The organism is Pseudomonas sp. S2_E01 (assembly GCF_054668365.1).
The window spans coordinates 3,587,199-3,604,380 of sequence record NZ_CP162762.1 but is presented as its reverse complement, the minus strand read 5'-3'; the positions used below and the strand labels follow the sequence as shown (position 1 = coordinate 3,604,380).

Below are 17,182 nucleotides of genomic sequence, written 5' to 3'. Positions count from 1 at the left end.
TTGCTCCAAAAAATACGATAGCGGTCTAGCGAGTAAGGTTTTTAACATCATTGGCGTGTGGATGAGGCGGCTACTTGTTGCCCTTGTCTCTGTTTTCGATGCCTTTTAGCTTGTTAGCTGAAAAGAATCAAATATCTCATCGGCTTCGTTCGAATCGGAAGCGTTCCGCTTCGTAAACAGGTGGGCCGTATTCCCTGGACATCTTCATCTCCTCTGAACCAATTCGTCCCAAACCGCCATCATCGCTGGGTTCAATATGATTTTAAAGTGCCATGCTGCAATGTGATGGCGCCTTTTGGTTGGAGTCGTCGTGAGCGCATCACCCCGCAGGTCTTTTTAGGGCAAAATTAGGGCAGGTCACAACCCGCTTTAGGCCGCAACAGGCTGCTGGCAAAAGGTGCAACCACCTCATTAGCTGGCCTGAAGCGGTCCACAGGTATTCCGGAAGGGGTTCGAATTCCTATATTTGGGGGCGTCTTACGTTGGAAGGTAAGGTGAAAGCTCGAGCTGGAAAGAGTGGTTAGCTGGAGTCGCCTGAAGAATTTCTGCGTGGGGATAGAGACGCTTTATCATTAGTGACAAGGCTGCTCGTTGGTCAGGCGGCATGCGACAGCCCAGGACAACCCCCGTAAGCTCTTTAGCACCGAATTTTACGTCTTCGTGAGGAGCATTTTTACTTCGTCCATCTCCTGAAAATAAGCGCCACTCACTTTCATGCCTCCAAGCGTCAGATTTTGTATAAATCAAAGTATTGATTCGCTTGGCTTGGTCGAAGTCAATAAGCCCTGACAAAAAGTCAGAAAGTTCGTTTTCTTCGAAGAGCATGGGTATGTCTTTCATGTAAGACATTTTAATGGCTGTTTTATAAGGACTGTCTGCTCCAGGCTCATCTTGAAAGCGGAAAACCGCACCTCTATTGCTGTCGGCATAATATGCCCACATTAGCTGATTAATGGGCGAATCCGTCAGGCATAAGATTTTGGTTGTGGAGAGCTGGTCTCTTGTGTCGCGATATGTTTGATGAATATTTTTGTCAATGGATGCGAATGATTTTTGTATGCCTTCCTCCATGTTCCGCATAAAAATCTTCTTAGGTACACCTTTAAGGTATGGCCTCATTAGTTCGAATGCCGCTGACATTTTGTTTTCAGGATGTCCAATAAGTTCACCCTTATGTACCTTCCAAAGTTTATCTAACGTATCGCGAAGCACTTTTTTACGGTCGAAATTGATACGCAGGTCAAACTGAATGTCGTAGGGGTCATTCAAGGTAGCAGGCGTACTCCAGCGGAGAGTCTGATTTTCTAGCACAATGTTAGCGGTGCTGTAGGTCATGTACTTATAGAAGGCTTCAGGCATGGTTCTAGCTCATGGTGTCTGATCGCCCAGATGCCATCATGCCTCGTCTCAATAGTCAATTCACCCCAAGGACTGTCAGAACTTTTGCCTGTCTTCGAAAGGCTCACTCATCACTCAGGGTGGTACAAAATTGGTACGCACTGAGGATGTGTGCTCTGCATACGGTGTTTGGAAAGACGCTTATGAAAAGTCAGTCCAATCCATCATCGGGGCAACAGAAAAACGGCGAGAGAGTGAAGCTGAGTGCTGGGGCATCGGAGATCGGAATCAGGAAGGCGAAGGCCCGCAGTTTATCAGGGATGAGTCGGAGATTGCGTGATTGGAGATGGCCATTGATGTCCTGGGGCATCAATGGCCGTCTGGGATTATTTTGCGTCTTGCACCGCAATCCACTGCCCCAACACCTTCTGATACTTCCCCGTCACCTTGGCCAGGTGCAGCCACTGATCGACGTACAGTTTCCACGTCATGTCATCGCGTGGCAGCAAGTACGCTTTCTCGCCGTACTGCATGAACTGCGTCGGGTTCACCGCGCACAAACCGGGCTTGAGTTTCTGCTGGTACAGCGCTTCCGAGGCATCGGTGATCATCACATCGGCCTTTTTATCCAGCAACTGCTGGAAGATGGTGACGTTGTCGTGCAGGGCCAGTTGGGCTTTGGGCAGGAACGCGTGGACGAAGGCTTCGTTGGTGCCGCCGGCGGGTTCCACCAGGCGCACCGCTGGCTGGTTGATTTGCTCGACGGTCTGGTAGAGCGCCTGGTCTTCGCAGCGCACCAAGGGGATTTTGCCGTCGACGTCCAGGGTGGTGCTGAAGAACGCCTTTTTCTGGCGCTCCAGCGTCACCGAGATGCCGCCCATGGCGATGTCGCATTTACCCGCCAGCAGGTCGGGCATCAGGGTTTTCCAGGTGGTCTGTACCCATTGCGGCTTGACGCCCAGGCTGTCGGCCAGTGATTGGGCCATGGCAATGTCGATGCCTTCGAATTCGCCGCTTTCGGTCTTGAAGGTGTAGGGCTTGTAGTCGCCCGTGGTGCAGACCCGCAGTTGCCCTTGCTCAATGACGTTGTCCAGGTGCGAAGGCTCCGCTTGGGCACCCAACGACAGGGCGAGCAGGCTGCCGATGACTGACACACGTGTTGTTGTTCTCATTGTTATCCGGCTTCCGTGAGGGAGGTGGGGGCCTGATTGTGCCGCAAATAGAGCGGCGAGCTGCAAACCATCGCGAAAGATACCGTGTCTGATTCGATACAAACTCGTGTTTGAATAATAATGAGAAGCCTTATCAATAGCTCTTGTCTAAAGATTACTTTCGATTAGACTCCCGCAGGCCGTAGGCATACGGCGCTCTTGATGTAAGAAAAAACACAAAAATCTTTCGCGGGGAGCGGGGCGTGAAAAAAAATACAATTGCGTTGGCTGTAGGGTCGGCTGTTTGCCTGTCTGGCAGTGTGTGGGCGGCCGACCCATCGAGCACATTGGAGATCGCTCCGATCACGGTGACGGGTGAAAAGATCAACCGTACCCTGGAGCAGACCCAGTCAAGCGTCGTGGTCGTGACGGACAAACAGTTGCGCGAGAAGGAAGATCACAACCTGATCGACGTGTTTGCCCGCACCCCTGGTGTCTACAACCAGTCCGGCAACGAGAACTGGGGTATTCGCGGCGTGCCGGTGTCGGGTTTCGATGACCAGGGCCCGGCCACCCTCAACGGCGCGGTCTCGGTATTTGTCGACGGCGCGGTGCAACCCAACCGTGCACTGACCCTCAGCCCCATGCCGCTGTGGGACGTCGAGCAGGTTGAAGTATTTCTCGGCCCGCAGTCCACCACTCAGGGTCGTAACTCCCTGGCCGGTGCCGTTGTCATCCAGACCAAAAATCCAACCTTCGAACCGAGCTTTTCCGCGCAAACCAACGTAGGCAACTACAACGAGCGCGGTGGCGCGGTGGCGGGCGGTGGTTCGATCGTCGATGACAAGATCGCCGGCCGTATTGCCGTGGACTATCAGGAAGGTGACGGCTACATCGACAACGTCTTCACGGGCGATGACGCCAATCCGACTCGCGCTGCCAATGCCCGTGGCAAATTGCTGATCCTGCCCAACGACGATCTCGATGTGCTGCTCACCTATGCCCATGGCGAAAGCCGTAAGGGCGACAACTCGGTCATGCGTGAGAACGACAGGATTCGTTATTACAAGGTATCGTCCAACACCAAGGCCTACGACAAGCTCAAGCAGGACACGGTCAGCGCCAAGGTCGATTATCGTCTGGATGACAACTGGTCCATCACCAGTCTTACGGCCAACACCGACTCGGACTACGACGCACGTCTCGACTTTGATCAATCCGCCACGGCCAATCGGGTCGTGCAGCGTAAGCAATACGGTGACTTGTTCAGCCAGGAGCTGCGACTGAACTACAACTCGGACACCGTGAAGAGCTTCGTTGGTGCGTATTACGGTCACAACACCAACAATTTCCACGACCGGTTGTTGAACAACAATGCGCTGTCCGGCACTGTCAAAGGCGATACGACAATTGAAAACAACGCCGTGTCCGGCGAAATCGACTGGACCTTCGCCCCACGCTGGACGTTGATTACCGGTCTGCGTTACGACCACGAGACCAACGACACCGATATCGAGGTGGATGATTTCTCCAGCCCCGGCAAGGTCAAGAAGTCGTTTGACGCGGTGCTGCCGAAACTGGGTGTGGACTATGAGTTGGCCACCGACCAGTACGTCGGCTTCATGGTGCAGAAGGGCTATCGCGGCGGGGGCGTCAACGTGCGCGCTGGAGGCGGGCACGAAGATTACGATCCGGAATACACTACCAACTACGAGCTGTCCTACCGCGGCTCGTTCTTCGACAAGAGCCTGCGCACCCGCGCCAACCTCTACTACACCGACTGGAAAGACCAGCAGGTCAGTGCGCTGGACCCGAACACCGAGTTTCTCCACGTGTTCAACGCCGGCAGCAGTGACATCAAGGGCCTGGAAGTCTTTGTCGAGAAGGATTTCAGCGAACAGTTGACCCTGACTGCCGGTGCATCGGTGACCGATGGCAAGTACAAGGATTTCGTCACGGGTGACGGTCGGGACATGAGCGGCGAGGACTTCCTCTATTCGCCCAAATACAAGATGTCGCTGGGCGGGACCTATCGCTGGAATGATCGCCTGACCCTGAACACCGACGTGGTCTACCAGAGCACGGCACCGTCGGAATACGAGTTCGACGATGCCGGCCAGGTCACGGGCGAGCGCCGCAGCGACAACTACTGGCTGGCGAACTTCAACGCCGAATACAAGATCACCAAAAATGTGGCGGTATCCGGTTACGTGAAGAATGCCTTCGACAAGGAATACGTGACCAACAACCGCAGCGGCGACATCATCGATGTCGGCGCACCACGCACGGTGGGCCTGGTGCTGCGTTACGACATGTAAGGCGAGTCAATCGTGGGACGGGGGAGGGTTCAACGTTTGGTCGTTGATTTCTCCGCTGTCGCCACCGTCCCGCTTCCGCAATTGATGTAGGACGAAGTCTTCAGCCAGCGCTTGTCCGGGTAGTACGAAAACAGCAACTGCCCGCCTTTCATTGAGTCAATCAGCTTATGGGCAATGGCCGGGCGCACGGCCGGGCAGCCGAGGCTGCGTCCGATCCGCCCATTCGCCCGCGCAAGCACCGGACTGACGTAGGGGGCACCATGAATGACGATAGCCCGTTCGAAGGCGTTGTCGTTGAAGCCCGGTTCCAGACCTTCCATGCGCAACGAGTAGCCATTCTGCCCAACGTAGCTCTGCTGGGTGCGATACAGGCCGATGCTCGTGGCGAAACTCTCATTGCGGTTGGAGAAATTGACGGCCATGTTCTCGCCACTGTTGCGGCCATGGGCGACCAGTTCCTGAAACAGCAGTTTGCGCTTCTTCAAATCGAACACCCACAGGCGTTGCTGAGTCGAAGGCAGGGAATAATCGATGATGGCAAGTCTTTGGACAGGAGCAGCGCCTTGAGCGATGCTGCATTGCGAGGCACGAACGGCGAGATCGATGACCTTGGCATCAGCCTGCGGAGCCGCTTTGATAAGGGCGGAGGCCAGGGAATCGGCGTAGGCTGACGGTACGAACATTGCAGTCAGCAACAGGCCCGGCAGCAGGTGGCCAAAACGTAGTAGCGCCATATAGATGTCTCATCATGTTAAGTTCGAGTCTAGCAGTGCGTAGAAAGCCAGGCGTTGAATGCGGGAGATTAAGGATTATCCATGGTGCTTTTAACAAGGTTATTCGTCATAAGCCGCGTATTTTTTATGGTCTTTCTGATCAGCGGCACGGCGCTTGGGGAAACGTCGTCGATTGAGACGCTAACAACAGCTAACTCCGTTTTACCGGCGGCAGCCGATGACGATGTCGCTCTGGCGATCCAGGCTTCGCTGGAGCCGCTTGAAACGGCGTTTCCTCCACTGCTGACGTCGGCGCGTCATCGGCGCCTGGACGTTACTCGTCTGGTCATGGATTTTTACACCCATCGCGCCTACCGCGCAGCATGGACCCAGGACAGCGACGTCGAACAACTGATCGCCAGCCTCAACGCGACCGACGCGGATGGCCTGAACCCGGCGGATTTTCACATCGATGAGCTGATCCGATCCCGGGAAGCGCTGCAATCGTCGTCCGCCACCGCCGAACAGCGAGCGGCATTCGATCTGGCAACCACGCATACCTTCATCACCGCGTTGCTGCAATTGCGGCGCGGTAAGGTCGACCCTGCGCGACTCGACATCCACTGGAACTTCGATGCCGATGGCGTCGATCCTCGTGACGACCTCAACGCATTCTTCGCCGCACTCGACAACCATGAGGTAGCCAGGGCGTTTGTCCTGGCGCCGCCCCAGGAAGCGGTCTACGCGGGGATGCGCCAGGCATTGGCGCAATTGCGCAGCGTACGCGAGCGTGGCGGCTGGCCAAAAGTGACGGTGGATCATTCGCTCAAGCCCGGCATGGATGAGCCGGCGGTCGCGCAGTTGCGCGCGCGGATGGTCGCGGCCGGTTTTCTCGATCCGCGGCTGATTCACGGCAACAAGTACGACGGCGCCGTCACTGCGGCGGTGAAGAAGTATCAGGACGAGCAATACCTGGGCGCGGACGGCATGGCCGGGGCCAACACCCTGGCGGCGTTGAACGTGCCTGTCGAGGCGCGGATCGATCAGGTACGGGTGAACATGGAACGGGCTCGCTGGTTGCTTTACAAGCTCCAGGGCACCTTCGTGATCGTCGATATCGCCGGCTATAAGGTCGCGATGTACCGCGATGGCCAGCCGATCTGGCGTTCCCGGGTGCAGGTCGGCAAGGCGGCGCGCAATACTCCGATTTTCCAGGCGCAGATTTCCTACATCACCTTCAATCCAACCTGGACCGTGCCACCCACCATCCTCAAGGAAGATGTACTGCCGAAAATCCAAGTCAATCCCGGCTACCTGGCGGCCAACCGCATGCGGGTGATCGATCGCGAGGGTCGCGAGGTGGACCCTTCCACTGTCGACTGGACCAATCCACGTGGGCTCAGTCTGCGCCAGGATGCGGGTAAGGACAGCTCGCTGGGGCAGGTTGTAATCCGCTTTCCCAATGATTACGCCATTTACCTTCACGACACGCCGCATCGCGAGCTGTTTGCCAAGACCGTCCGGGCGACCAGTTCCGGCTGCATCCGCGTGGAGAACCCGCTGCAACTGGTCGAGTTGCTGTTCAACGACCCGATCAAATGGGACAGCGCCGGCATTCAGAAACAACTGGCCAATGGCAAGACGGAGAACATTCGGCTGCCGGTGAAGGTGCCGGTATTGCTGGCGTACTGGACGGTCGATCTGGGCAGCGACGGACGTGTGTCGTTTAAACCGGATGTGTATGGCTACGATGCACCTGTATTACGGGCGTTGAATCGTCCTTCGCCTGTGCCTGTGTTGAGTTTGCACGCGGTGGTGGCGGGCCAATAGTCGACGGGCGAACGTAGGCGAGCGGGGGATGCGCGAAGTCATTGGGCGCATTTGCAAATGCTCGATGTAATACCTGTCGAAAGGACAATTGCCCCTTGTCGACACGTAGACTAAGCTCGCCATGTTTAAGGGTTTTGGGCCGCTTGCCCATGCCTTGCCCTTGCAGGATGAGCTTTTGCCTATCTCCGACGACGACCCCCGCCACACCAGTGGTACTGCCTTGAAACGGCTGCCCCTGCGCAAGGCTGCGGTGCTGTTTATCACCTTGGTGTGTTTGTGCCTGTTTGGCTTGCTGTACCTGCAACTCGAACAATCACGGCGGCACGATCTGGAGGTTGCCGAGGCGGCGTCCTCAAACCTGACCCGGGCCGTGGCGCAGCAGGCTGAAGATACTTTCACGAAAGCTGACCTGGTGCTGACCAGTCTGGCGGACTGGTTGCAGGCCGACGGTTTCGGCCCGGCACAGATATCCGTACTGCAGAAAATGTTCGCCCGACGTGTGCTGGCGCTGAGTCAGTTGCACGGGATCTTCCTCTTCGACCAGAAAGGCCAGTGGATCGTCACCTCGTTCGAGGGGCTGCCCCGTGGTCCCGGTGTGGCGGACCGGGAGTATTTCCTGTTTCACCAGCAGAACATATCGTCCGTGGCGCACATTGGTCCGGCGATTCGCAGTCGTACCAACGGCGAGTGGATCATTCCCGTTTCCAAGCGGGTGAATGACAGAAACGGCAACTTCAAGGGCGTTTTGCTGGCCGGCATCAAGCTCAGCTACTTCGATCAATTCTTCAAGAGTTTCAGCCTCGATGAAAACGGTTCGATCGCGCTGGCGCTGAGCGACGGAACGTTGCTGGCGCGGCGGCCGTTCGTGGAGGCGCAGATCGGCCAGTCGTTGGCCAAGGGCGAGATATTCAGCAAGTACCTGGCCGGTGCCATGTCCGGCAACGCGATGATCGCTTCGGTGCTCGACGGCTCCATGCGGTTGCATGGTTACCGGCAACTCGATGCCTACCCGCTGGTGGTCACGGCGGCGACCTCCAGGGAATCGATTCTCAAGGGTTGGTACGATACCGCGTTGCAGTCCAGTCTCATCGTGGCCCTGGTGGTACTGGGCGTGGGCCTTTTCGGCTGGGTGTTCGTGCGCCAGGTGCGCCTTGGCGAGCGGGTCGAGCAGGATCTGCGCAAGGCGCAGGAAGCTCTGAAGCTGATCGCGACCCATGACAGCCTCACGGGGCTGGCCAACCGTCGACTGTTCGAGCAGGCACTGGAGATCGAATTCAGCCGTGATATCCGGCAGTCGACTTCGTTGGGCCTGATCATGCTCGATATTGATTACTTCAAACGCTACAACGATGCCTACGGCCACGTGGCCGGTGATCATTGCCTGGCGGAAGTGGCACGTGCGGTGAAAAGTTGCTGTCAGCGCCCGGTCGACCTGGCCGTGCGTTACGGCGGAGAAGAATTCGCGGTCCTCCTCCCTGAAACCGACATTCATGGCACGCTCGTCGTGGCCGAACAGATCCGCCGCAGTGTCATGGCGCGCAACATTATCCACAGCGGCGCGCCCAGCGGCCATGTGACCGTGAGCTTGGGCTGTCATGCCTTTGTGCCGACGCGCCTGGACAGCATTGAGGTGTTCATCGAACGCGCCGACGCGGCCCTGTACCAAGCCAAGCATTCGGGGCGGAACCGGTCGGCGGTGTTGTCGATTGAAGGCGCTTTCGGGGAACTGATGCGTTCTGATCGCTGAGTGCAGCGAGCGCCCTCAACAGGGTCGACTTTATGCGGTCAACCGCCGGTGCCGCCTCCCGCGCCGCCGGTGCCTCCACCTGACGACCCGGTCCCGCCACCCGCGCCGGAGCCACCGGAGCCGCCGGTTCCGCCGGAACTGCCACTGGAGGTGCCCGAGCCGCTGCCGCCCCCGTTGCCGCCGTTCCCGCCATTATTGCCGCCCGAAGGTTCGCCGGGGTTGTTGTTGGGGGACATGGTCGAGCCGCCCGTGGATCCAGATTTGGTGCCGCTGGCGTCAGCGCCATCGCCGCTGGCCGCATAGGCAGTTGCGCCAGTGGCCAGCAGACTCGCCAGGAGCACTGAGGTGAGTTTGATGTTCATCAGGATACCTCTTCAAATGTGAGTCGATACCTGATGTTGGTGTAGCGCGCCGAGGACTTGGTGCTGACCGGGTGACGAGCGGTTAACTAGCGAGAAGCGTCGCCTGCGAGTTTGTGCTCGAGATTTTCGCGTACCTGCGGCCATTCATCATCAATGATGCTGAACCGCACGGAATTGCGCTTGCGGCCGTCCGGCATGATGCGCTCATGACGCACGATGCCTTCCTGCTGCGCCCCGAGCCTGAGAATGGCATTGCGCGATTTCTGGTTGTTTTCATCGGTGGTGAATTGCACGCGCACGCAGCCCAGGACCTCGAAAGCGTGGCGCAACATCAGGTATTTGGCTTCGGTGTTGACGAAGGTTTTCTGCCAGCGACTCGAGATCCAACTGCTACCGATTTCGAGCTTGCGGTTGAGCGGGTCAACCTTCCAGAACCGTGTCGAACCGATCACCTCGCCCGTTTCGTTCAGCACGATCGCGAAGGGCAGCACTGTGCCGGAATCCCGGCCGTCCAACGCTTTTTTCAGGTAGGCGTCCACGGTTGTCGTGGAGGGTACGATGGTGACGGTCAGGTTCCACAGTTCGCCGTCGGCAGCGGCCTGGACCAGAGCATTGGCATCGCTGTATTGCAGTGGGCGCAGGCTGATTCTTTCGCCGTGCAGGGTGGTATCCATGGGCTGATTTTTCTCGGCGGATCAGAAGGGTTCAGGACGCCTATTACGCCGTATCTGCAAACCTCGACGCAACCAGCGCAAGGAGCGGATGTCACACGCACAACACCTTTGTCCGGAGGGCTGGCCCATGAAGAAATTGCGAATCGCAACGTTCAACGTCAACGGCCTGCGCGCCCGACTGCCCAACCTGCTGGCGTGGCTGGAACGAGAGAAACCGGACATCGCCTGTCTGCAGGAACTCAAGTCGGTGGACAGTGCGTTTCCCGCCGCCGAACTTGAGTCGGCGGGTTATGGTGCCATCTGGCAAGGTCAATCGTCGTGGAACGGCGTGGCGATCCTGGCGCGCGATGCCCAGCCCCTGGAAAGCCGACGCGGTCTGCCCGGTGATGACAGCGATACCCACAGTCGCTATCTGGAGGCGGCGGTGCATGGTGTGCTGGTGGGGTGTTTGTATCTGCCCAATGGCAATCCGCAGCCAGGTCCGAAATTTGATTACAAACTGGCATGGTTCGAAAGGCTAATCACGTACGCCAAGGGTCTGCAAGGCACCGAACATCCCGTGGTGCTGGCCGGTGACTACAACGTGGTGCCGACCGACCTGGACATCTACAACCCACGTTCCTGGCTCAAGGATGCGTTGCTCCAACCGCAAAGTCGTGAGTGTTATCAGCGATTGCTGGATCAGGGTTGGACCGACTCACTGCGCCATTTGTATCCCGAGGATCGGCTCTACACCTTCTGGGACTATTTCCGACAACATTGGCAGAAGAATTCCGGTTTGCGTATCGACCATCTGCTACTCAATCCGGCGCTGAGTCCTTATCTGCAAGAGGCGGGTGTCGATGCCTGGGTGCGCAATGAGCCGCATGCCAGCGACCATGCTCCGACGTGGATACAACTGAGTTCACGCAAGCAACGCTGACTTGTTCGAGTGGCAATTGGTGAAATCAATTGTCGGTCGCGACGCTTTTTCCCTTATACAGGGTGCCACAAGCGGCACCTCGTATAAGGAATGACCAATGAGTGAGATACGCCTGAGCAATCGCGCGTTGTACCTGCAACGGCTGGGTTACGACATGACTCCGCCGCCGACCCTGGAAACCCTGCGCCAACTGCAGCTGCGTCACACCGGTGTCTTCCCGTTCGAAAACCTCACCACGTTGTCCGGCCAGCCGGTGCTGATCGACCTGGCCTCTATCGAACACAAGGTCCTGCACCAAGGGCGCGGTGGTTACTGTTACGAACTCAACCATTTGTTCCTGGTGCTGCTGCAGGAGCTGGGCTTCGACGCTCAGGGTATCTCCGGCCGCGTGGTCATGGGCCAGCCTGAAGGCGCCTGGACCGCGAGAACACACCGCTTGAGCCTGGTTACCCTGGATGGCGTGCGCTACATTACCGACGTGGGGTTCGGCGGTATGGTACCCACCGCGCCACTGAAGCTCGACACGGATGCTGAACAATCCACACCCCATGAACCCTATCGCATTGATCGGCATGTGGATGGCTACACATTGCGCGCCAAGGTTGAGGATGAGTGGCGGCCGATGTACATCTTTGACCTGCAGCGCCAGGAAGACATCGATTACGCGGTCGGCAACTGGTACGTCTCGACTTCTCCAGATTCACCGTTCATCCAGCGCCTCATGGTTGCGCGAACGGGTGACGGCTCGCGGCACACGTTGAACAATGGCAGCTTCGCGATCCATCGGATCGGCCATGAGAGCGAGCGACGCCAGGTCGCGGATGTGGAAGAACTGGTTGCGTTGTTGAAGGGAGAGTTCGGCATCCAAGTGCCTGCCAATGAGCCGTTGAAGCAAGTACTTGGGCGGTTGATCGAACCCGTGTAGGGCGGGCCTATGGGCGGGCATCAGGCTCCATCATTTGCTGAATTTCGCTGACGGCGTCGAGCAGCTTTCTCTCCAGTGTTTTCAGGTCAGAGGCGGTAATGCCTTTTTTCAGATGCGCAGCGTCTGGGGCCGCATCTTTTTTTGATTGAGCAGGGCATGGCGCAGTGTGTTGTTGATCACTGTCTGGTAGCCATACCCTTCGCTTTCCGCCAGTGCCCGAGCCGCTTCTATAACGGACTCGTCCAGCATGATGGTAATGCGGGTTTTGCCCTTGGCCGGAGCAACCGCCCCGCGCCTGGCATTTTTGAAATCGTATTCATCTTTCATGGCTTAAGCCTCCAGGTATTGGCGACGCTCGTTTCTCGTGGCGGCGCGCGCTGAAATGATTCGAACGAAATTCGGGTCGCGATAGGTGTATGCGACCACCAGCAAACGACCTTTTGCATCCAGCCCCATGGTGACCCAGCGTTGCTCATCATGATCTTCATCCTGAAGCGTCAACGCTCTTTCGTCATTAAACACAGCCTCGGAATCAGCAAGGCTCACACCACGATGCTTCAGTTTATTTGCCGCGTTCTTGCTTTTGTCGAACTGAATTTCGAATGACTTTATTATGCATACTTTATATGTATATAAAAGGAGGCAACTCTACCGGTCGTCGCCAGGCTCATTAAGAGCCTAGCGGGGGAAAGCGGCGGCCTTGAGGTCATGTATTTCAAGGTTTATTGAGCCATTACGGGGTATGGCGGCACTGGGGTGTGACCAAGTGTTCATAAAATGTCCATAGAGTTGTATACAACTCTATGGACATTTGTCTTTGGTCTTGCATACAGTGTGCGCATAACAAAAACCAGGGAACCCCCCAATCATGAAAACGCCCCATGTTTCACACCAACGGCCCGAGGACGAAAACCTTGGGATCGGCGCGAATATGGCTTACGGCCTGCAACATGTTCTGACCATGTATGGCGGTATCGTCGCGGTGCCCTTGATCATCGGCCAGGCGGCCGGGCTCTCACCGGCGGACATAGGTTTGTTGATTGCTGCTTCATTGTTTGCGGGGGGGCTGGCGACGTTGCTCCAGACCCTCGGCCTGCCGTTTTTCGGTTGTCAGTTGCCGCTGGTGCAGGGCGTGTCGTTCTCAGGCGTCGCCACCATGGTGGCAATTGTCAGTACGGGCGGGGAGGGTGGGTTTCAGGCGATCCTGGGCGCGGTGATCGCCGCCTCACTGATCGGCTTGCTGATCACACCGGTGTTTTCGCGAATTACCAAGTTCTTCCCGCCGCTGGTCACCGGAATCGTCATCACCACCATTGGCCTGACGCTGATGCCGGTGGCTGCTCGCTGGGCCATGGGCGGCAACAGCCATGGGGCGGATTTCGGCAGCATGGCCAACATCGGCCTGGCAGCAGTGACGTTGATGCTGGTGTTGCTGCTGAGCAAGATCGGCAGTGCGACCATCTCCCGTTTGTCGATCCTGCTGGCGATGGTCGTGGGTACGATCATCGCGGTGTTCCTTGGCATGGCGGACTTCTCGTCAGTCACCCAAGGCCCGATGTTCGGTTTCCCCACACCGTTCCACTTCGGCATGCCGACATTCCATTTTGCCGCGATCCTGTCGATGTGCATCGTGGTCATGGTGACGCTGGTAGAGACCTCGGCGGACATCCTGGCCGTCGGGGAAATCATTGACACCAAGGTAGACTCCAAGCGGCTGGGCAACGGGCTGCGGGCCGACATGCTGTCGAGCATGATCGCGCCTATCTTCGGATCGTTCACACAGAGCGCCTTCGCCCAGAACGTCGGGCTGGTGGCGGTGACCGGAATCAAGAGCCGCTATGTGGTCGCCACGGGCGGTCTGTTTCTGGTGATCCTTGGCCTGCTGCCTTTCATGGGGCGGGTCATTGCAGCCGTGCCGACCTCGGTTCTGGGGGGCGCGGGCATTGTGCTGTTCGGCACCGTGGCCGCCAGCGGCATTCGTACGCTGTCCAAGGTCGACTATCGCAACAACGTCAACCTGATCATCGTTGCGACCTCCATCGGTTTCGGCATGATCCCGATTGCCGCGCCGAATTTCTACGACCACTTCCCGAGCTGGTTTGCCACGATCTTCCATTCGGGTATCAGCTCCTCGGCGATCATGGCCATTGTGCTGAATCTGACCTTCAACCACCTGACCGCCGGTAACTCGGACCAACAGTCGGTATTCGCCGCTGGCACTGAGCGTGTGCTGCGTTATCAGGACCTGGCCGCGTTACGCGAAGGCGATTACTTCAGCGAAGGCAAGCTGCGTGACTGCGACGGCAAGGAAGTACCCGTGATCGAAGTGGACGACCACGGGCACGGCGAACCGCGAACGATGCACGCCAACAGCAGCGAGCACGCCTGACCCTTGTAGGAGCGAGCTTGCTCGCGATGGCGGTGTGTCAGCCAGCGAAGATGTTGGATGTGCCGGCCTCATCGCGAGCATGCTCACTCCTACAGAGAAAACCTGAAGGTCACTCCACCGAAGTCTGCAACACCTCGATCCACAACGCTCCCTTGCCCGAAGCCGCTTCGCCCACACGTTTGAGCGCGCCCTTGTCGCCGACGGCATAGGTGCCAACCTTTTCGCTTTTCTCACCCGTTACCAACAACCATTTGCCGTTCGGCGAAAATGCGATGTTGCGTGGCTGCTTTTCTTGCACCGGGTAGTTGTCGAGAAAGCGCAAGCCGCCCGAGGCCGTATCGACCGCAAACGCCGACACTGAACTGCTGGTGCGTTCGGTCATGTACAGGAGTTTGCCGTCAGGCGAGAGCCGCAGGTCTGCCGCCCAGATACGCGGCGTCGGGTCGTCCTTCAAGTCGTTGTTGCGCGCATCGCGCACTTCACCGTGAGCCAATTTCAGCCGCTCGGGAATCCCGTTGGCCACGCCAATCTCCTTCAGGGCTCCGGTGCTGTCGTTGATGGAAAACGCAGTGACCGTGCCGCTCATCTCGCCGACCACGTAAAGGAATTTGCCGTCCCTGGAAAACGCCAGGTGTCGAGGTCCGGTATTGGCCGGAACGCTCACGTAGCCGCTGTCGATGGGGGAGAGCGCGCCGGTCTTTGCATCCAGGCGATATTGCAGGACGCGGTCGGCCCCCAGGTTGCCGGTGTAGGCAAAACGATTGCTAGGGTCGGTGCGGACCGAGTGGGCGTGGGGGCCGGTGGGGTAGCTCTGAATGTTGTCCGAAGGCTGATAGCCCTTGTCAATGGCTTGCACGGTCACGGCGTCGCCGCCATATGAGGCGCCGAGCAGGTAGTGCCCCGATCTGTCGGTAGACAGGTAAGCCATGCTTTGCGCCAGCGGTGCCTTGGTCGATGGCGTCAGTTGCCCAGTCTTTGCGTCGATGCTGTAGCCCAACACCTGGAACGGTTTGACCCGCAACGCCGCGAACAACACTTTGCCGTCAGGTGTGATGGCCATTGGGTTGACCTGATCGCCGGCGTTGACCTGATTGACCAGGCTCAGCGTGCCATTGTTCTGATCGAGGCGGTACTGGGAAATCAACCCGTCTCCCGGGCTGGATATGTAGGCGTAGGTGGCGGCATTGGCTTGCAGGCTGAGGCCACCGATGACGGCGGCGGCCAGGAGGAGGTTTTTACTCACAGTGGATCCTTTTATTGTTATTGATGTGGTCAGTCATCCTATGACTGAAACATCTGGACATCAATGCCTCGGCTGCATGAAAACTGAAATTTCCGGAGCTATGGCGATTTGCTATGCCCGCACAACATTTATGGGTTTGAAATATTTTTAAATAATCTCGTTTTAACAAGTGTTGTACGACATCGTACTTACTGTGTTCGACTTCGCGGGTTCTCACAAAAAAAACAATGGAGATACCCTCTATGACCAGCATTCCTTCCGTGGAAGGCCAGGCTGCGGCGCCCGCGCAAAGTCGATTTCTACGAATATTCAAACTCCTGGGCCCAGGCATCATTGCCGTGCTGTCCTGGCTGGGGGCGGGTGACCTGATCACCTCGTCCGTGGCCGGTGCCAACTACGGTTACGCGATGATGTGGGTGCTTGCGGTCTCCCTGTTGCTGAGATACCTGATCGTCAACATCATCGCGCGCTTCCAGCTGTGCAATAACCAGGGCATGACCATCCTGCAGGGCTACGCTCAGCTCAATCCGTTTTTTGCCTGGTTCTTGCTCGTCTACGCCCTATTGATGGGCCACTTGATGAACGCCTACATGATAAAGGGGGCAGGGGAGTCGCTGGCGATGCTGTTCAAGATCGAGCAGCCGTTGCTCTGTTCGGTGGCGGTGGTACTGGCAGTGTGGATGCTGGTCGGTCGCAACATCTACTCGATGATCGAAGGCGTGATGAAGTTGCTGCTGGCGATCATGACCCTGGCGTTCATTGCGCTGGCTGTGATGTCCGGCCCGGATGTAGGCGGCATCATCAAGGGCACCATCGGTTTCAGCATTCCCAAGGACGAGGGTGTGCATGGCGCGTTGCTGGTGGCGGTATCGGTCATCGGCGCTGTTGCCGGTTCGATCGCCAACTTCGTGCATCCTTACGTCATGCGCCAAAAGGGTTGGGTTGGCCCGCAACACAAGCGCATTCAACGCAACGATCTGCTGTTTGCCGTGTTTATAGGGATCATCATCAACCTGGCCATCTGGATCGTAGGCGCGGAAATCCTCCGTCCCAACGGCATCGAGGTCAAAACCCTGGGCGATCTGGGCAAGGCGCTGGAAATCTATTTCGGCTCCATCGGTTGGTATGTGTTCTTCATCGGCGTATTTGCCACGTTGTTCGCCAGTATTTCGGGCAAGACCACCGCATTCCCGATGCTGATCACCGATGCCTTCCAACACGTGTTTCCCAAGCGTCGCGACAAGTATGGCAAAGAGTTTCACCATGACCCGATGCACAAGTGGTTCATGCTGTTCATCCTGGTCACGCCACTGATCTGGTCGCTGCCCGGCATGCCAGACTTCGTGACGCTGACCATCGGTGTCAGCGCGCTGAACATCATTGGCCTGCCCATCATTTCCCTCGGCTTGCTGATCATGTCCAACCAGAAAAAATTGCTGGACAAGCAGTACCGCAACAACCTGTTCGAGAACATCGCACTCGCATTCGCGACGGGCCTTGCACTGTGGGTTGCCTTCCAGTTGGGCGTTGATTTGTTCGCCTGATATCGGGGAATGTCGAGGGGACGCAA

General features: G+C 57.4%; 14 protein-coding genes and 1 pseudogene. 7 read left to right on the top strand and 8 right to left on the bottom strand.

Going from position 1 to position 17,182, the window contains the following annotated elements:
• Positions 1-477 precede the first annotated feature (477 nt).
• Both AB4O36_RS16655 and AB4O36_RS16650 read right to left on the bottom strand, forming a co-directional pair.
• Positions 478-1,359 carry a DUF2971 domain-containing protein gene (locus AB4O36_RS16655; RefSeq protein ID WP_460139760.1) on the bottom strand — a complete coding sequence of 294 codons (882 nt, stop codon included), beginning with the start codon at positions 1,357-1,359 and terminating at the stop codon, positions 478-480.
• A gap of 365 nt (positions 1,360-1,724) precedes the next feature.
• On the bottom strand, positions 1,725-2,510 hold the full coding sequence (locus tag AB4O36_RS16650; RefSeq protein WP_460139759.1) for a transporter substrate-binding domain-containing protein: 786 nt from the start codon (positions 2,508-2,510) through the stop codon (positions 1,725-1,727).
• A 242-nt stretch (positions 2,511-2,752) separates the two neighbouring features.
• Between AB4O36_RS16650 and AB4O36_RS16645 the strand changes: the two genes are divergently transcribed.
• Positions 2,753-4,807 carry a TonB-dependent receptor gene (locus tag AB4O36_RS16645; RefSeq protein WP_460139758.1) on the top strand — a complete coding sequence of 685 codons (2,055 nt, stop codon included), beginning with the start codon at positions 2,753-2,755 and terminating at the stop codon, positions 4,805-4,807.
• Between the two features lie 29 nt (positions 4,808-4,836).
• Here AB4O36_RS16645 and AB4O36_RS16640 read toward each other — a convergent pair whose 3' ends face one another.
• On the bottom strand, positions 4,837-5,541 hold the full coding sequence (locus AB4O36_RS16640) for a murein L,D-transpeptidase catalytic domain family protein (RefSeq protein ID WP_460139757.1): 705 nt from the start codon (positions 5,539-5,541) through the stop codon (positions 4,837-4,839).
• 81 nt (positions 5,542-5,622) lie between these two features.
• Between AB4O36_RS16640 and AB4O36_RS16635 the strand changes: the two genes are divergently transcribed.
• Both AB4O36_RS16635 and AB4O36_RS16630 read left to right on the top strand, forming a co-directional pair.
• Positions 5,623-7,350: a L,D-transpeptidase family protein gene (locus AB4O36_RS16635; RefSeq protein WP_460139756.1), complete on the top strand. Its 1,728-nt coding sequence runs from the start codon at positions 5,623-5,625 to the stop codon at positions 7,348-7,350.
• Between the two features lie 175 nt (positions 7,351-7,525).
• Positions 7,526-9,097 (top strand): sensor domain-containing diguanylate cyclase, encoded by a 1,572-nt coding sequence (locus AB4O36_RS16630; RefSeq protein ID WP_460139755.1) that lies wholly within the window; start codon positions 7,526-7,528, stop codon positions 9,095-9,097.
• A gap of 38 nt (positions 9,098-9,135) precedes the next feature.
• Here the strand turns inward: AB4O36_RS16630 and AB4O36_RS16625 are convergent, their stop codons facing one another.
• Positions 9,136-9,462 carry a hypothetical protein gene (locus AB4O36_RS16625; protein ID WP_460126767.1) on the bottom strand — a complete coding sequence of 109 codons (327 nt, stop codon included), beginning with the start codon at positions 9,460-9,462 and terminating at the stop codon, positions 9,136-9,138.
• A gap of 83 nt (positions 9,463-9,545) precedes the next feature.
• Positions 9,546-10,133: a GNAT family N-acetyltransferase gene (locus AB4O36_RS16620; RefSeq protein WP_460116794.1), complete on the bottom strand. Its 588-nt coding sequence runs from the start codon at positions 10,131-10,133 to the stop codon at positions 9,546-9,548.
• Between the two features lie 127 nt (positions 10,134-10,260).
• Between AB4O36_RS16620 and AB4O36_RS16615 the strand changes: the two genes are divergently transcribed.
• On the top strand, positions 10,261-11,055 hold the full coding sequence (locus AB4O36_RS16615; RefSeq protein ID WP_460116792.1) for an exodeoxyribonuclease III: 795 nt from the start codon (positions 10,261-10,263) through the stop codon (positions 11,053-11,055).
• Between the two features lie 97 nt (positions 11,056-11,152).
• Positions 11,153-11,980, top strand: coding sequence for an arylamine N-acetyltransferase family protein (locus AB4O36_RS16610; protein ID WP_460116791.1), 828 nt, complete (start codon positions 11,153-11,155; stop codon positions 11,978-11,980).
• A gap of 7 nt (positions 11,981-11,987) precedes the next feature.
• Here AB4O36_RS16610 and AB4O36_RS16605 read toward each other — a convergent pair.
• Positions 11,988-12,307 (bottom strand): annotated as a pseudogene (locus AB4O36_RS16605) (BrnA antitoxin family protein).
• Between the two features lie 3 nt (positions 12,308-12,310).
• Positions 12,311-12,592, bottom strand: coding sequence for a BrnT family toxin (locus AB4O36_RS16600; RefSeq protein WP_460116789.1), 282 nt, complete (start codon positions 12,590-12,592; stop codon positions 12,311-12,313).
• A gap of 256 nt (positions 12,593-12,848) precedes the next feature.
• On the opposite strand from AB4O36_RS16600, the gene AB4O36_RS16595 reads away from it, so the two are divergent.
• Positions 12,849-14,369: a nucleobase:cation symporter-2 family protein gene (locus AB4O36_RS16595; RefSeq protein WP_460116787.1), complete on the top strand. Its 1,521-nt coding sequence runs from the start codon at positions 12,849-12,851 to the stop codon at positions 14,367-14,369.
• A gap of 109 nt (positions 14,370-14,478) precedes the next feature.
• On the opposite strand, the gene AB4O36_RS16590 is transcribed toward AB4O36_RS16595, so the two are convergent.
• Entirely contained in the window at positions 14,479-15,612 is a 1,134-nt protein-coding gene (locus AB4O36_RS16590; protein ID WP_460116785.1) for a lactonase family protein, read from the bottom strand.
• Between the two features lie 242 nt (positions 15,613-15,854).
• Here AB4O36_RS16590 and AB4O36_RS16585 point away from each other — a divergent pair, with 242 nt between their 5' ends.
• Complete coding sequence (locus AB4O36_RS16585) at positions 15,855-17,156, top strand: Nramp family divalent metal transporter (RefSeq protein ID WP_460116784.1); 1,302 nt, start codon at positions 15,855-15,857, stop codon at positions 17,154-17,156.
• Positions 17,157-17,182 lie beyond the last annotated feature (26 nt).

Excerpts from the sequence above, each read along its gene's own strand:
- AB4O36_RS16585 (WP_460116784.1), top strand. The coding sequence starts at position 15,855 with ATGACCAGCATTCCTTCCGTGGAAGGCCAGGCTGCGGCGCCCGCGCAA.
- AB4O36_RS16610 (WP_460116791.1), top strand. The coding sequence starts at position 11,153 with ATGAGTGAGATACGCCTGAGCAATCGCGCGTTGTACCTGCAACGGCTG.
- AB4O36_RS16620 (WP_460116794.1), bottom strand. The coding sequence starts at position 10,133 with ATGGATACCACCCTGCACGGCGAAAGAATCAGCCTGCGCCCACTGCAA.
- AB4O36_RS16650 (WP_460139759.1), bottom strand. The coding sequence starts at position 2,510 with ATGAGAACAACAACACGTGTGTCAGTCATCGGCAGCCTGCTCGCCCTG.
- AB4O36_RS16635 (WP_460139756.1), top strand. The coding sequence starts at position 5,623 with ATGGTGCTTTTAACAAGGTTATTCGTCATAAGCCGCGTATTTTTTATG.
- AB4O36_RS16655 (WP_460139760.1), bottom strand. The coding sequence starts at position 1,359 with ATGCCTGAAGCCTTCTATAAGTACATGACCTACAGCACCGCTAACATT.
- AB4O36_RS16615 (WP_460116792.1), top strand. The coding sequence starts at position 10,261 with ATGAAGAAATTGCGAATCGCAACGTTCAACGTCAACGGCCTGCGCGCC.
- AB4O36_RS16595 (WP_460116787.1), top strand. The coding sequence starts at position 12,849 with ATGAAAACGCCCCATGTTTCACACCAACGGCCCGAGGACGAAAACCTT.
- AB4O36_RS16640 (WP_460139757.1), bottom strand. The coding sequence starts at position 5,541 with ATGGCGCTACTACGTTTTGGCCACCTGCTGCCGGGCCTGTTGCTGACT.